This is a genomic window from Nocardiopsis sp. NPDC055879, assembly GCF_053615935.1.
On record NZ_JBSHCT010000005.1, the window covers coordinates 144,327 to 157,736 of the forward strand.

The 13,410-nt window shown below is 69.7% G+C and carries 15 protein-coding genes; 9 read left to right on the forward strand and 6 right to left on the reverse strand.

Annotation, left to right across the window (positions count from 1 at the left end):
- Nucleotides 1-7: 7 nt before the first annotated feature.
- The 3 genes from ACWGKS_RS07480 to ACWGKS_RS07490 are packed head-to-tail and all read right to left on the reverse strand — an operon-like array spanning nucleotide 8 to nucleotide 1,545.
- Nucleotides 8-715, reverse strand: a complete 708-nt coding sequence (locus ACWGKS_RS07480; RefSeq protein ID WP_358504759.1) for a tRNA-dependent cyclodipeptide synthase — start codon at nucleotides 713-715, stop codon at nucleotides 8-10.
- Nucleotides 699-1,016 carry a DUF6092 family protein gene (locus ACWGKS_RS07485; RefSeq protein ID WP_358504756.1) on the reverse strand — a complete coding sequence of 106 codons (318 nt, stop codon included), beginning with the start codon at nucleotides 1,014-1,016 and terminating at the stop codon, nucleotides 699-701. The genes ACWGKS_RS07480 and ACWGKS_RS07485 overlap by 17 nt, the downstream gene beginning before the upstream one ends.
- A complete protein-coding gene (locus ACWGKS_RS07490) occupies nucleotides 1,000-1,545 on the reverse strand; it encodes a nitroreductase family protein (protein ID WP_452522075.1) in 546 nt (181 codons plus the stop codon). Before ACWGKS_RS07490 ends, ACWGKS_RS07485 begins: the two co-directional genes overlap by 17 nt.
- Nucleotides 1,546-1,672: 127 nt before the next feature.
- On the opposite strand from ACWGKS_RS07490, the gene ACWGKS_RS07495 reads away from it, so the two are divergent.
- Nucleotides 1,673-2,704, forward strand: coding sequence for a methyltransferase (locus tag ACWGKS_RS07495; protein ID WP_358504753.1), 1,032 nt, complete (start codon nucleotides 1,673-1,675; stop codon nucleotides 2,702-2,704).
- Nucleotides 2,705-2,835: 131 nt separating this feature from the next.
- Entirely contained in the window at nucleotides 2,836-3,615 is a 780-nt protein-coding gene (locus ACWGKS_RS07500; RefSeq protein WP_452455120.1) for a thioesterase family protein, read from the forward strand.
- An 18-nt stretch (nucleotides 3,616-3,633) separates the two neighbouring features.
- On the opposite strand, the gene ACWGKS_RS07505 is transcribed toward ACWGKS_RS07500, so the two are convergent.
- On the reverse strand, nucleotides 3,634-4,863 hold the full coding sequence (locus ACWGKS_RS07505) for an MFS transporter (protein WP_452522078.1): 1,230 nt from the start codon (nucleotides 4,861-4,863) through the stop codon (nucleotides 3,634-3,636).
- 69 nt (nucleotides 4,864-4,932) lie between these two features.
- On the opposite strand from ACWGKS_RS07505, the gene ACWGKS_RS07510 reads away from it, so the two are divergent.
- From ACWGKS_RS07510 to ACWGKS_RS07520, 3 genes are all read left to right on the forward strand, one after another.
- Nucleotides 4,933-5,865, forward strand: coding sequence for a LysR family transcriptional regulator (locus ACWGKS_RS07510; RefSeq protein WP_452522080.1), 933 nt, complete (start codon nucleotides 4,933-4,935; stop codon nucleotides 5,863-5,865).
- 98 nt (nucleotides 5,866-5,963) lie between these two features.
- The gene (locus ACWGKS_RS07515) at nucleotides 5,964-6,290 is read left to right on the forward strand and encodes an ArsR/SmtB family transcription factor (protein WP_157090978.1); all 327 of its coding nucleotides are present in this window, start codon (nucleotides 5,964-5,966) and stop codon (nucleotides 6,288-6,290) included.
- Between the two features lies 1 nt (nucleotide 6,291).
- Entirely contained in the window at nucleotides 6,292-8,016 is a 1,725-nt protein-coding gene (locus ACWGKS_RS07520) for a SulP family inorganic anion transporter (RefSeq protein WP_452455118.1), read from the forward strand.
- Nucleotides 8,017-8,049: 33 nt separating this feature from the next.
- On the opposite strand, the gene ACWGKS_RS07525 is transcribed toward ACWGKS_RS07520, so the two are convergent.
- The gene (locus ACWGKS_RS07525) at nucleotides 8,050-8,946 is read right to left on the reverse strand and encodes a DUF817 domain-containing protein (protein ID WP_358504740.1); all 897 of its coding nucleotides are present in this window, start codon (nucleotides 8,944-8,946) and stop codon (nucleotides 8,050-8,052) included.
- Nucleotides 8,947-9,069: 123 nt separating this feature from the next.
- On the opposite strand from ACWGKS_RS07525, the gene ACWGKS_RS07530 reads away from it, so the two are divergent.
- The 3 genes from ACWGKS_RS07530 (at nucleotide 9,070) to ACWGKS_RS07540 (ending at nucleotide 11,679) form a co-directional block, all read left to right on the forward strand.
- Nucleotides 9,070-9,855, forward strand: coding sequence for a hypothetical protein (locus tag ACWGKS_RS07530; RefSeq protein WP_358504737.1), 786 nt, complete (start codon nucleotides 9,070-9,072; stop codon nucleotides 9,853-9,855).
- Between the two features lie 222 nt (nucleotides 9,856-10,077).
- Nucleotides 10,078-11,184, forward strand: coding sequence for a ferric reductase-like transmembrane domain-containing protein (locus ACWGKS_RS07535; RefSeq protein WP_358504734.1), 1,107 nt, complete (start codon nucleotides 10,078-10,080; stop codon nucleotides 11,182-11,184).
- Nucleotides 11,185-11,265: 81 nt separating this feature from the next.
- Nucleotides 11,266-11,679, forward strand: a complete 414-nt coding sequence (locus ACWGKS_RS07540; protein WP_358504731.1) for a DUF6221 family protein — start codon at nucleotides 11,266-11,268, stop codon at nucleotides 11,677-11,679.
- A gap of 39 nt (nucleotides 11,680-11,718) precedes the next feature.
- On the opposite strand, the gene ACWGKS_RS07545 is transcribed toward ACWGKS_RS07540, so the two are convergent.
- On the reverse strand, nucleotides 11,719-12,576 hold the full coding sequence (locus ACWGKS_RS07545; protein WP_358504728.1) for an NmrA family NAD(P)-binding protein: 858 nt from the start codon (nucleotides 12,574-12,576) through the stop codon (nucleotides 11,719-11,721).
- 160 nt (nucleotides 12,577-12,736) lie between these two features.
- Between ACWGKS_RS07545 and ACWGKS_RS07550 the strand changes: the two genes are divergently transcribed.
- Nucleotides 12,737-13,324 carry a TetR/AcrR family transcriptional regulator gene (locus ACWGKS_RS07550; protein WP_452522084.1) on the forward strand — a complete coding sequence of 196 codons (588 nt, stop codon included), beginning with the start codon at nucleotides 12,737-12,739 and terminating at the stop codon, nucleotides 13,322-13,324.
- Nucleotides 13,325-13,410 lie beyond the last annotated feature (86 nt).

The following is a 13,410-nucleotide window of genomic DNA, read 5'->3' on the forward strand; positions in this document are numbered from 1 at the left end:
GCCCCGCTCAGTTGGACGGTGTCGTGAGGGGCTTGAGCACGAGGTGTCCCTGCCCGGGGTGCAGGCAGGAGGTCTCCCTTCGCAGCCCCACCAGGACCGGGAGGAGATCGTGGTAGCAGCACACGGAGGTGTCCACGGACAGGACCTCCGGGGTGTTGAGCAGGAAGGGCAGTTCCGCTCGCAGGTAGGACAGACCGGCTCGGAACCGGGCTCCGTCCGGGTCCGGTTCGGGGGCGATGATCCGCCGGACGTGCTCCTCGCAGGCGCGCCCCACCGCCGAGTCCTCCCTCATCGCCCGTTCGACGCGTTCGTTGGCCGATCGGTAGCCGGGGGTGTCCACGGTCTCCGACAACGCCAGGCAGCGAACCCGCGCGGGTACCCGCACCGCCTCCATCGCGCGTCGAATCCGCCGGCGCACGTCCCTCAGCGACCGGCAGGCCCGTCTGGAGGCCTGTGCCTGTTCGGCGCCGGCCGCCCGGTGCATGGTGTCGATGTGCAGGTCCGCGTAGAGCAGGTCGACCGCGCCGAAGCGCCGGCCCGTCCATTCCAGGAGTTGGGCGATCCTGTGTTGGCTGAAGTAGCCGTTGCCGGCGCTGATCCCGATGAGCGCGTGCTCTCCGCGTTCGACGAGGCGTCCGCAGGCGGGGGTGAAGGGCCGGGCCTGAAAGACCTCCTCGGTGTCGTTCAGGCGTGGGCTCTCAGGCGGTGACGGCACCGGGTTCCTCCACGACGGCGGCGAGTCGATCACACAGTTCGTCGAGCAGGGCGGCCAGGTCCCGATCGACCATCGCACCGCACATGACCTCGTCCATGCGCTCCTTCAGGGAGGTCAGTTCCGGGCTCTGGTCTCCACCGGTCCTGGCTCGCAGGCGCAGGACGCGGCGGGCGGCGTCCAGGCAACGCAGTGGCCCGTAGTCACGGGGTTCCTCCAGCAGGCCTCGGCCACTGCTGATCAGGTAGGCCGCGAGCAACAACAGTTCCTCGTCGATTCGGCACTGGTCAGCCCCAGTGTTCATGACTGATCACCTCGTTCCGGTCGCGTCGGGGTGCGGTGGTGCGCGGGTTCGGGGCCGGGTGTCCGATCGACACCAGGAGGAGTGGCTCCAGGTGTTGGGGCAGTCTCAGGAACCTGCGCACCGGGCTCTTGCGGAAGCTGGCGGTGGGGCACCCGCCCAGTCCGAGGGCGTGTGCCGCCAGCAGGAGGTTCTGCACGGCCATCGCCACGCAGAGCATGCCCTCGTCCCAGGCGCCTCCTCCCACGGACCGCCCGTGGTCGAAGCAGGCCGCCACGATCAGCGGCGGGCGTTCGATGATGCCCGGGGCGAAGGCGTGGATCAGGCGCAGGGTTCGCGGTCGTCGTACGACGACGAAGGCCCAGGCCTGTTTGTTGGAGGCGGAGGGTGCGGCGAGCATGCTGTCCAGCAGGGGATCCAGGAGCTCGTCCCGCACGGATTCGTCGTTGAAGGAGCGGACGGCCCGTCGTGTGCTCAGTACACGCAGCGTCCGCCGACCCTGGTCCTGGAGTTCGGGTTCAGGGACCTCCACAGGAATCTCCACTTTCTGTATTGGGTCAACCACCTGGAGTAATGTAACGTGTCGCTCGGTTTCCCGGGGCCGTTCCGCCCTCAGAAACACCTCCGTTCGAGGAAATCAGCGAAAGGTATCCACCCCCGTGACGCTCCCCACCACTTCCGCTCCGCTCGACGTCTCCGCCGTCCGGCTGTTCGAGCTGATCACCTCCAGCTGGGTCGCGGCGGCAGTGGGCGCCGCGGCCGAGCTCGGCGTCGCCGATGCCATGTCCAGGGAACCCTCGCCCCTGGCAGAGATCGCTTCTCGGGTCGACGCCGACGCCGAGGCCCTTCACCGACTGCTGCGCGCCTGCGCCGATCTGGAACTGGTCCGGGAGTCCCCGGAGCGGTGTTTCGCCCTCACCGACCTGGGCGAGGCGCTACGGGAGGACTCCGCCGCGTCCATGCGCGGGTACGCCCGTTGGTTGGGGAGCCCGACAGAGCGGTCCACCATGGCCCACCTGGCCGACGCCGTGCGTGTGGGAGGTCCGGTGTTCGAGTCCGTCCACGGTGTTCCCGTCTGGGAGTACATGCGTCGTCACCCCGAGGTCGCCGCGCTCTTCGACCAGGGCATGAGCGACATCTCCGCGCAGCTCACCCGATCCCTGACCGAGGACTACGACTTCGGTCCCAGCGAGTTGTTGGTGGACGTCGGGGGCGGGCGCGGGCGCCTGTTGTCCTTGGTGTTGTCGGCCAATCCACACCTGCGGGGCGTGCTCTACGACCGGCCCGAGGTCATCGCGAGGGCCGAACCCGCGCTCCTTGGCGGGGAACTCTCCGAGCGCTGCCGTGTCGAGGGCGGTGACTTCCTGGACGCGGTGCCGGTCGGTGGTGACACCTACCTGCTCGCCAGCGTCATCCACAACTGGAACGACGCCGACGCCGCCAAGGTCCTCACGCACTGCCGCCGGGCGATGCTCCCCCACGGGCGGGTCCTGCTCGCCGAAGTGGTGATGCCCCAGGGCACCGAGCCGGCGCGGACGGCCAGGTTCATGGACCTGAGCATGCTCGTGCACTGTGGTGGGGAGCAGCGGACCCCGAGCCGGTTCGCGGAACTGTTCGAGCGTGCCGGGCTCCGTCTGAACCGCATCGTGCCAGGACGCGGGGTGAGCGTGGTCGAAGGGGTGCTCGCCTGAACACCACGACCGGAACCGATGGGGCGGGGACTCGGTGGGGCTTCGGCGGCTCGTGGGGGGGTGGCGGGTCCCGGCCGGGTGAGCATCGGAGATGATGCACTCGGCATGGCCCCGTAGCGCAGGAGAACTCCTTGTCCCAGTCCCAGAACGCCTACTTCGTCCGAGTGGGCGACGACCGCTTCGTTCCCACCGAGCACGTCAGCGGCGCTTGGAACACCGCCGAGCAGCACTTCAGCCCACTGGGCGGTCTCATCACCCACGCCATCGAGACCCACACCGCCGAGCGGGGACTACAACTCTCCCGGATCGGCTTCGACATCCTGGGCACGCTGGCGATGGACGAGTGCCACGTCGAGGTGAACACCATCCGCCCCGGGCGCACCATCGAGCTGGTCGAGGCGTTGGTCCAGATCGGGGACCGCACCGCCGTGCGGGCGCGGGCGTGGTCGCTCGTGGCGGGCGAGACCGGCGCGGTCGAGGGCGGCGCGGCCGATCCCCTGCCCGATCCGGAGGGCCTGGAGAAGAAGCCGCTCAGCGAGATCTGGCCCGGTGGTTACATCGCCTCGTTGGACGCGCGGCCGATCGCTCCCGCCGTGCCGGGACGTGGCGCGGCGTGGCTCTCCACCGACGTGGAACTGGTGGCGGGCGAGAAGGCCGGGCCGGTGGCCTCCTTCGTCAAGCTGCTCGACACCGCCAACGGTGTCGCGGTGCGCGAGTCGCCCCTGGAGTGGATGTTCCCCAACGTCGACCTCACCGTGCACCTGTTCCGACAGCCGGAGGGCGAGTGGGTCGGGCTGGACACCACGGTGGCCTTCGGTCCCACGGGGCTGGGGCTGACCAGTTCGGCCCTGCACGATCGGCGAGGGCAGGTCGGCCGGGCCGAGCAGAGCCTCACGGTGCGCCCGATGTAGCGCTCACGAGTGGGGGGCTCAGGTGGTCGAGAGTCGGCGCAGGCGCAGGGCGCACAGGCCCGCGAGCACGGTGAGGGCCATCGCCAAGGCGACGGTCCCGCTCCAGCCCACGGCGTCGTAGACCACGCCTCCCAACCACCCGAACAGGCTCGCGCCCAGGTAGTAGGCGAGCGTGTAGACGGCCGTGGCCTGCGCGCGGCCGGTGGTGGCGTGGGATCCCACCCAGGCCGAGGCCGTGGCGTGGGCGCAGAAGAACGCGAAGGTCAGCAGCAACAGGGTGGCCAGTAGGAGGATCACCGAGGTGGTGAACAGCCCGCCGAGTCCGATCAGGAGTAGGACGGTGGCGGTGGTGAGCACCCCGTAGCGTCCCCAGCGCAGGGTGGCCGATCCGGCCAGCCCCGAGCCGAGCATGCCGGCGGTGTAGGACAGGAACAGCAGGGACGCCACGGCCTGGGAGAGCCCGAAGGGTTCGTCGGTGAGGCGAAAGCCCAGGACGTTGTACACGGCCATGAACGCGCCCATCAACAGGAGTGCCTGGGCGTACATGGGCACCAGGCCGGGGGTGGTCATGGCGGCCTTGAGTCGGCTGCCCATGCCGAGGGTGTCGTCGGTCGACGTGGGGCGTGTGGTGGGCGCGCCCTTGGTCTGTCGGGGCAGGACGAGGACGAACACCACGAGGGCGACCAGGCCCAGGATGGTGTTGGCGGCGATCCCCCACTGCCAGCCGCCGTGTTCTGCGGCGAAGCCCGCCAGGAGGCGTCCGCCCATGCCGCCGAGGGGGTTGCCGGCGATGTACAGGCCGGTGGCCTTGGGTGCGTCGCGGGGGTGGATCTCCTCGGCGAGGTAGGCCACGGCGGCCGCCGAGACCCCGCCCAGGGCGGCGCCCTGGAGGGTGCGCAGGAGCAGGAGTGTCCAGAGTTCGGTGGCGAAGGGCGCGGCGGTGCCCAGCACGATGGCCAGCAGGAGGGAGAGACCGATGACGCGCGCGCGGCCGATGCGGTCGGCGACACCGCTCCAGATGAGGGTGAAGCCGGCGAGGCCGCCGGTGGCCAGGGAGACGGTGAGCGCGGCTTGTCCCGCGGAGGTGCCGAACCCCGAGGCGATGGCGGGCAGGATCGGTTGGACCGACCACAGTTGGGCGAAGGTGGCGACGGCCGCGGCGATCAGGGCGATGACCGTGCGCCGGTAGGCGGAAGTGCCGGCCCTGGGTCTGGGGTCGGTCGAAGGCGGTGCGCTGGTCACGGTCATGGTTCAACGCTAGGAAGCCCGCTTTCATACGTCCAATGCATGCTTTCACGTTCATGCATACTGATCTGCATGGATAGCGTTGAGGTGGGCGACCTGACCCAGGTGTTGGCACCCCGATTGCGGATGTTGTCGGCCATCGCCAGGACCGAGCACATCACCCACGCGGCCTCGGCCCTGAACATGCCACAACCCACGCTGAGCAGGGCTTTGGCCCGACTTCAGGAGGAATTGGGCATCGCGTTGATCGAACGCACCGGGCGTGGGATCCGACTGACCCGGGCGGGGCGGACGCTGCTCCCGCACGTGGAGCGGTCGCTGGAGGATCTGCGCCAGGGTGTGGCCGAGCTCACCGGCGCCGAGGAGGGCCGGGTGGCGTTGACGTTCCTGCCCACGCTGGGCGTGGAGGTGGTTCCGGTGCTGTTGCGGGGTTTTCGCGCCGAGCACCCGGGGGTGCGTTTCACCCTGACCCAGGAACCGTGGGCGCAGTCGCTGCGGCGGTTGTCGTCGGGCGGCGCGGACCTGGCGTTGACCTCTCCCCTGCCCTCGGGCCAGGGGCTGGTCTCCCAGGTGTTGCAGACCCAGTACCTGCGTTTGGTGGTGCCCGAGGGGCACCCGCTCGCCGGGCGGGGTGAGGTGTCGTTGACGGCGGCGCGCGACGACTTCATCCTGCTCAAGCCGGGTCGGGGGGTGCGGCATCTGACCGATCGGCTCGGCGATCGGGCCGGGTTCACGCCCACGGTGGCGTTCGAGGCCGACGACATCAGCACGGCTCGGGGGTTGGTCGCGGCGGGGTTGGGGGTGTCGGTGCTGCCGGCCCGCCCCAGGGGTCCGCTGGGCGGCACGGTGGAGCTGGTCATCATCGATGGTGAGGCCGAGCGGCCGGTGGGCATCGTGTGGCCCCGTGAGGGTTCGGGCGGTGGTTACGAGCCCCCGGCCGTGGAGTTGTTCCGCGAGTACGTGCGCCGGGTGGGTCCCGAGGTGCTTCCGGGCCTCACCGGGTGATCGTCCGGCCGTCGAGTTCACACCATGACGATATGAAGATTTCTTCAATTCAACATATGGTGGATGTGATCGTCTCGTCCCCGAACCCGAGGTCCACTGTGCACCGTCCCCTGTACCAGGCCAAGGCGGAGTTCTTCCGCATGCTCGGCCACCCCGTCCGCATCCGCGTCCTGGAACTGCTCCAGGACGGCCCCAAGGCCGTCCGTGACCTTTTGGCCGACGTGGACGTGGAGCCCTCCAACCTCTCCCAACAGCTCTCCGTCCTACGCCGTTCGGGCATCGTGACCTCCAGCAGAGAGGGATCCACGGTGGTCTACGAGCTGGCCGGCGCCGACGTCGCCGACCTCCTGGGCGCCGCCCGCCGTATCCTCACCGAGCTCAGCACCGGCCGTGAGGAACTGTTGGCAGAGCTGCGTGAGGGCTGAGATGGCACAGACGACTCACTCCCGGGGCATCGGGCGGAGGTTGTGGACGAACACTCGCGCGCTGTTGCCCCGGCGCTCCGACTTCACCACCATGCGCCGCTCCCCCGGCCGTGACCTGCTCGCCGGGGTGACGGTCGCGATCATCGCGCTGCCCCTGGCCCTGGGCTTCGGTATCTCCTCCGGACTGGGCGCTCAGGCCGGGCTGGTCACCGCGATCGTGGCCGGGTTCCTGGCCGCGGTCTTCGGTGGCTCCAACCTCCAGGTCTCGGGACCCACCGGAGCGATGACCGTGGTGCTGGTGCCCATCGTGGCCGTGCACGGGCCCACGGGTGTGCTCATGGTCGGAATGATGGCGGGGCTGATCCTGCTGGTCCTGGCCTGGGCACGGGGCGGACGGTACATGCGCTACGTTCCCGCACCCGTGATCGAGGGGTTCACTCTGGGCATCGCCGTCGTCATCGCCCTCCAACAGGCCCCGTTCGTGCTGGGTCTGCCCCAACCGGAGGGGCACAACGTCCTGGCCGGCGCGCTCTCCCTGGTCAGGGACTTCAGCGCCGACCCGGACTGGACACCCCTGCTCATCGCCCTGGGCGTGGCCGCGGTGATGCTGGTGGGGGCCAGGTGGCGACCCACGTTGCCGTTCTCGCTGCTGGCGGTGGCCGCCGCGACCCTGCTGGTGCACCTGAGTCCGTTGTCCACGCCCACGATCGGAGCCCTGCCCGCCGGCCTTCCCACGCCCTCCCTGTCGTTCCTGGATCCCTCCGCCGTGGGCCCGCTGATGAGCGCGGCCCTGGCGGTGGCGGCGCTGGCCGCTCTGGAGTCGTTGCTGTCGGCCACGGTGGCCGATGGAATGCGCGTCGACGAACGGCACGACCCCGACCGTGAGCTCTTCGGGCAGGGCGTGGCCAACGTGGTCGTGCCGATCTTCGGTGGCGTGCCGGCGACCGCCGCTATCGCGCGCACGGCCGTGAACGTGCGTTCGGGCGCCAACAGTCGCCTGGCCGCGGCCTCCCACGCCCTGGTGTTGGCCATGGTGGTGCTGCTCGCCGCCCCGCTGGTGGGGCTGGTGCCGTTGGCCGCGCTGGGCGGTGTCCTGTTGGCCACCGCCGTGCGGATGGTCGAGGTGGGGTCGGTGCGCGCGATGATGCGTTCCACCCGAGGCGACGCCGTGGTGTTGGTGCTGACCGCGGTGGCCACCCTGGCCTTGGACCTGGTCACGGCGGTGCTGCTGGGGATGGCGGTCACCGCGTTCCTGGCCCTGCGCGCGGTGTCGCGCGATGCCCGGCTGAACCGGGTGGAGTTGTCCCAGGGGCCGCCCGGTGACCACGGTGCGCGGGAACGTGCCCTGTTGGACGAGCACATCGTCGCCTACCGGCTGGACGGGCCCTTGTTCTTCGCCGCCGCGCACCGATTCCTGTTGGAATTGACCGAGGTGGCCGACGTGTCCGTGGTGATCCTGCGGATGTCGCGGGTCAGCACGGTGGACGCCACCGGGGCCTTGGTGCTGGGCGACGCGATCGAGCGTCTGGAGCGACGCGGAATCTGCGTGCTGTTGTCGGGGGTGCGGCCCGACCACACACGGGCGTTGACCGCACTGGGCGCGGGCGCCCGGTTGTTCGAGCGAGGCTCGGTATTCGACAGCACCCCCGAGGCGATCGACTTCGCCCACACCCTGCTGCGCGAACGCGGGACCATGGAGGCGGCTGACGAGACCACTCCGCGCTGACCCCTTCGCCACCCTCGGCGGGCCTGGCGATCCTCACCGGGTGAGTTCGTGGTCCTGCGGTGGGGTGTGCAGGGGGCGGGGGCGGTAGACGAAGGTCACCAGCACCACGGAGATGATCATCAGCAGCAGCCAGGCGACCAGTTTGGCCGGGGAGACCATCTGCCAGCCGTCGGCCTGGTGGGGATAGATCCAGGATCCGGCGGCGGTGGCGATGTTCTCGGCGACCCAGATGAAGAAGGCCACGCCGCCGAACGCGGCCAGGATGGGCATGCGGCGCCAGGGTCGGGACCGGTGGTCGCGAAAGTGCATGGTGCAGCGGGCGTACAGGACCACGATGAGGACCAGCAGTACCCAGCGGGCGTCGAACAGGTAGTGGTGGCCGAAGAAGTTGAGGTAGATCGCCAGGCCGAGCAGGGCGGTGGCCCAACGTGGCGGGTAGTGGTCGAAGCGAAGGTCGAACAGGCGGAACACGCGCACCATGTACGAGCCCACGGCGGCGTACATGAACCCCGTGTACAGCGGTACCCCGCCGATCCACAGCAGCCCGTCGCCGCCGTACTCCCAGGAGCCCACGGACGTCTTGAAGATCTCCATGGCCGTACCGACCAGATGGAACAGCACGATCACCCAGAGCTCTCGTCCGCTCTCCAGGCGCAGGAGCAGCATGAGCGCCTGGATGGCGACCGCTCCGATGACCAGGGCATCGCTGCGCGAGAGCGCGACGCCTTCGGGGTACCACAGGTGGGTGGCGACCAGCAGGGCGAGCATGGCGGCGCCGAAGACGCACGCCCAGGCCTGTTTGACGGTGAAGACGACGAACTCCAGCACTCCCCCGCCCACGCGCCCTTGGAGGGCTTCCAAACGCCCGTTCGCCCAGGTGTCCAGGCGCCGTTCGAGGGAGGTGAGGGAGTGGTGGTGTTCGTTGGCCATGCGCTCGATCGTACGGTCGACCGTGTGGTGTCGGAGCGCCGGGAGGAGCGCTCTCGGACGTCGGGCGCCCGCCGGGGGTGCCATGGGTTGAGTCGGGTCCTCGCGCCCGTCTACGGTGTCGGGATGTCGACCCCCCTTCCGCCCGGAACCGGCGCGCTCCCCCCGCCACCGCAAAGACGCCCCCTTTTCCTCGGCATCGCCGCCGTGTCCGGGCTCGGGTTGCTCACCATCGCCGGGTTCACCTGGCTCACGTTCTCGTCGGAGCGAATCGAACCCGGCCCCGCCGCCCCCGGACCCGGAGACCACGCCCCGATGGCGGTGTGCGCCAACTCCGAGGGCACGGTGCTGCGCGCCGACGTGAACGGCGACGGGCACCTGGACGAGGTGCGCGACCCGGCTCGGGAGGGTGTGATCACCGTCGAGGGCGGCGGGGACTCGTGGGAGGCCGACCTCGACGACGCCTTGGCCAGGCTGGGTTACGCGGGTTCGGAGGATCCGAAGCGGGAGGCGCGGGGCACCCTCGGGGACTTCGATGGTGACGGCTACGTGGACCTGGCGTTGTTCTTCGCGACGCCGCACCTGGGCGACGATCCGGTGGAGGACATGCCGGTGCACGAAGTGCACTTCGGGCCGCTGGCCCAGGATCTGACCAGTGAGAGGGTCGGCCCCCTTCGCATCGACTTCAAGGGGTTCGTGTACGGGGCACGGGCCGCTGACCCGGATGGTGACGGCAGAGCCGAGTTGCAGGTGTTCCAGACCGAGGGCGACGGCGCGGTCGACCATCATGTCGGTCACTACCGGGATGACGGTGTCACCGTGGACGGGGAGTCCGTCGATTCCCACGACCGTTCGAGTTGGCAGGGCACCGAGCGGGGATGGGGCGACTTCGAGGTCTGCTCCGACGAGTAGTGGACACACGCCAAGACCTGGCAAGCGCTTTCTTTGTGGTAAGCGCTTGCATGGAATTTTCCCAGCTCACAGAGGACATCCCGCCCTCCCAATAATGATTGAGCGTTCAACAGGCCTGGGCCCGGCGCCGACTTTCCGCTAGCGTGCCATTTCGGTCCGTGTTCCCTCCCCGGCCTCCCCTCGGCCTCGGAACCGGTCGCCCACCCCTCACCTGGAGCCACCATGTCCTCCCCCGCCAGACCCCGGCCCCGGCTCGACCGCCGAACACTGCGCGCGGACCTGCGCAACCTGCTCTTCGACTCCACCGCCGCACTGGTGGTGACCGCGGTGATCTTCGTGGTCCTGTATCAGCGCATCGACGACGGCACCTCGGCGACCCTGGAGGTCATGCCGCACCTGGCCGACGCTCGGATGTACTGGCTGTACTGGGCGTGCCAGGCCTTCGGCTGGTCGGCGATGCTGTGGGCGTGGATCACCGTCATGCTCGGACTGCTGCGCTCGACCCGACCGGTGTCCTGGTCGCCGGTCTCCCACGCCCGTCTGGAGCACTGGCACCGGGTCACCAGCATCACCACCATCGGACTGATGTTCGCCCACGCCCTGGCGTTCTTCCTGGAGCTGCTCCGCCAGAACGAGGACGGACTGTCACCGGCACGGCTGGTGTGGTCGGCCTTCGTCGACGTCTTCGTCCCCGGCGGGTACGCGACCGGCACCGGCCAGGTCGCCATCCTCCTCGGCCTGATCGCCCTCTACCTGGCGATCCCCCTCGGGTTGTCGTTCTACATTCGGGCGTGGACGGGTTCGCGCCTGTGGCGGGTACTGCATCGGTTCGTCATCCTGGTCTACGTCCTGAGCGCGTGGCACACCCTGTTGTACGGCACCAACGTGTGGTTCGACGGCTGGTTCCGCACCATCGTGTGGGGGTTGCAGCTCCCGGTGGCCCTGCTGTTCCTGGCACGGCTGCTGACACCGCTACGACACGAGGAGAGGCTCACCCGGGCCGCACTCGGCGGTGGCGCCGGTCCCCTGCTGCGGCTGGGCGGTCGGCTGCTGGCCGCGGCCGGTGTGGTCGTGGTCCTGCTGGTCACGGTCACCGGCCGGGACGGCGGGAGGACACCCGGGCAGGAGTCCGGGGACATGCTCATCACTCAGCCCATGGTCTGGGGCGGGCTCGTGGTCGTGCTGACGGTGATGGGCGCGGTGGCCCTGGCCGTGAGGTCGAGCGGGGAGCGTGTTGGGCGAACCGCTCGCCCCGGACCCGAGCCCGGGGCGACGGAACCGACCCTCGACCCCACATCCGATCGAAGTGACTCCGAAAACCCGCTGTAGGGTTTTCCAGGGATGGTCCGGGCCGGTGTTCCCTCGACGGTCGGAAACGTCAGGGAACACCGAGACGATCAGGGGGATTCGTTGGACGCTTTGGTCTCGTTCCTGCGGGCGCGGATGGACGAACACTGGCGGGGCGCGCTCGCCGCTGGAGCCTCCTCCGCCGCGCGGACGTGGTCGGCCCGGTCGGGCCGTGTGGAGTCCGCCGACGGCGAGACCGTGGCGCCGACCTCCGGCGAAGGCGGTCCAGGAGAGCGAGCGCGCTCGGAGCACATCGTCCGGAACGACCCCGCGCACGCCCTGAGGAGGTTGGAGTCCACCAGGCGCCTCATCGAACGGTACGAACTGCTCCACGCCGACCTGGTCGAACATCCGGAAGGGGAGGCTCTGCTCCGCGAGTACGAGGAAGTCGTTCTTCCCCTGCTCGCCCTTCCGTTCTCCGACCACCCCGACCATCGGCCGGAATGGTCTCCTCGGGAGGAATCTCCACGGCGATGAATCCCGTGGCGCTCGCCCTCGATCGGTCGCCCGAGCCCTTCAGACGGCGATCTGCTCCGCGAGCTGGGCGGCGACGCCTCGGGGTTCACGACCGAGGAGTTCGGCCAACAGCGGATCCTGTTCGGCGAAGTAACCCTCGCGGGTCGCGCGGAACATGGTGAGCATGAAGCGGGCCGCCTGCTCCGGAAGACCGTTCGCCACCTGATCGGCGACCCACTGTTCGTCGTCCACGACGACGCGTTCGATGGTGCGGTCACTGAGGCGGGAGAGGAGAGCGGCGAAGTCGTCGAGGGTGACGGCCTCACCGGAGATCAGGGTGATGGCTCCGTCGAAGGAGCGGTCACCGGAGAGAACGAACGCAGTGGCCTCGGACAGGTCGGCGGGGGCGGTCCACGGGACGGGCCCGTCGGCCGGGGCGGCGATCGTCCCGGTGCGTCGCCAGGGTCCGAGCATGGCTTCGAAGTCGTGCGTGAAGAAGCCGTTGCGCAAGGAGGTCCACGCGGCCCCCGAACCGGCGAGGATCTCCTCGGTGGCGGCGTGGATGGCCGCCGGTGGGTAGGGGCCCTCGGTCGTGGCGCCCTGTTGGCTCGTGTACAGGATCCTGTGGGCGCCGGCCGCGACCGCCGCCTCGATCGCGTTGCGGTGCAGGCCCACCATGTCGGCCGTCGGGTCGTTGCCGGAGACCAGGAGCACCTGGTCGGCGCCGGCGAAGGAGTGGCGCAGGGCGGCCGGGTCATCGTAGGCGGCCTGTCGTACGCGTACACCGCGGTCCGCGAAGTGCCGCGCCTTGGCGACGTCGCGCACGCTGACGCCGATCCGGTCGGCCGGCAGGCGCTTGAGGAGGTGCTCGACGGTGGCCCCGTTGAGGGAGCCGGTGGCACCGGTGACGACGATCATGTTCGCGGCCCTTCCTTGTGTGCCCGCACTGGTGGGCACCCCGGCGGCACGCCGTCGCACAAGTTGACCAGTGGGGTCAATTTCGCTTCCGTCGTCGACGCTAGATAACCTGACCCCACGAGTCAAATTACGGTGGCGGTGGCGAGGGACGGTGGGGAACATGACGGATGGGACTCCCCCGAAGCCTCGGCTGCGCGCCGACGCCCGGCGCAACACGGAGCAGATCCGCCGTGCCGCGATCGACGCCTTCCAGGGGCGGGGTCTGGGCGTGCCGTTGGAAGAGGTGGCCAAGGCGGCGGGGGTGAGCAAGGCCACGATCTTCAACCGGTTCGGTGGCCGGGTCGGACTCATCGAGGCCGTCATCGAAGAGGTCGTCGCGAACGAGCTCCACGCCGTCATCGACCACGCGCGCTCCCTCGAAGGAGCTGGAGAGCGGGTCGCGTACTACCTCACCGCGATCCGCGATCTGCAGTACCGCCAACCCACCGCCAACGACGTCCTGCTGCAGGAGTACCCGCACTCACGGCAGCTCATGGACATCTGTCGGGCAGCGGGAGAGATCAACGACGAACTCGTCGCGGCCGGTCACGCCTGTGGAACCCTACGACCCGGGTTCACGACGGAGGATCTCCACGCGCTCATCGTCGACAACGCGCTCGCCCTCAAACACGGCACCCGCCCGTCCCGGGACGCGTACGACCGTCGCACCGACTTCCTCCTCGACGGGATCCGTGCTCAGCACGGGTAACGCGGGTGACTCGGGTCGTTTGGGGGGGCGGGCGGGGCCCCCCGCCCCCCCGCCGGCGGGGTAGGGGGTGGCGGGGGGGGGGGGCG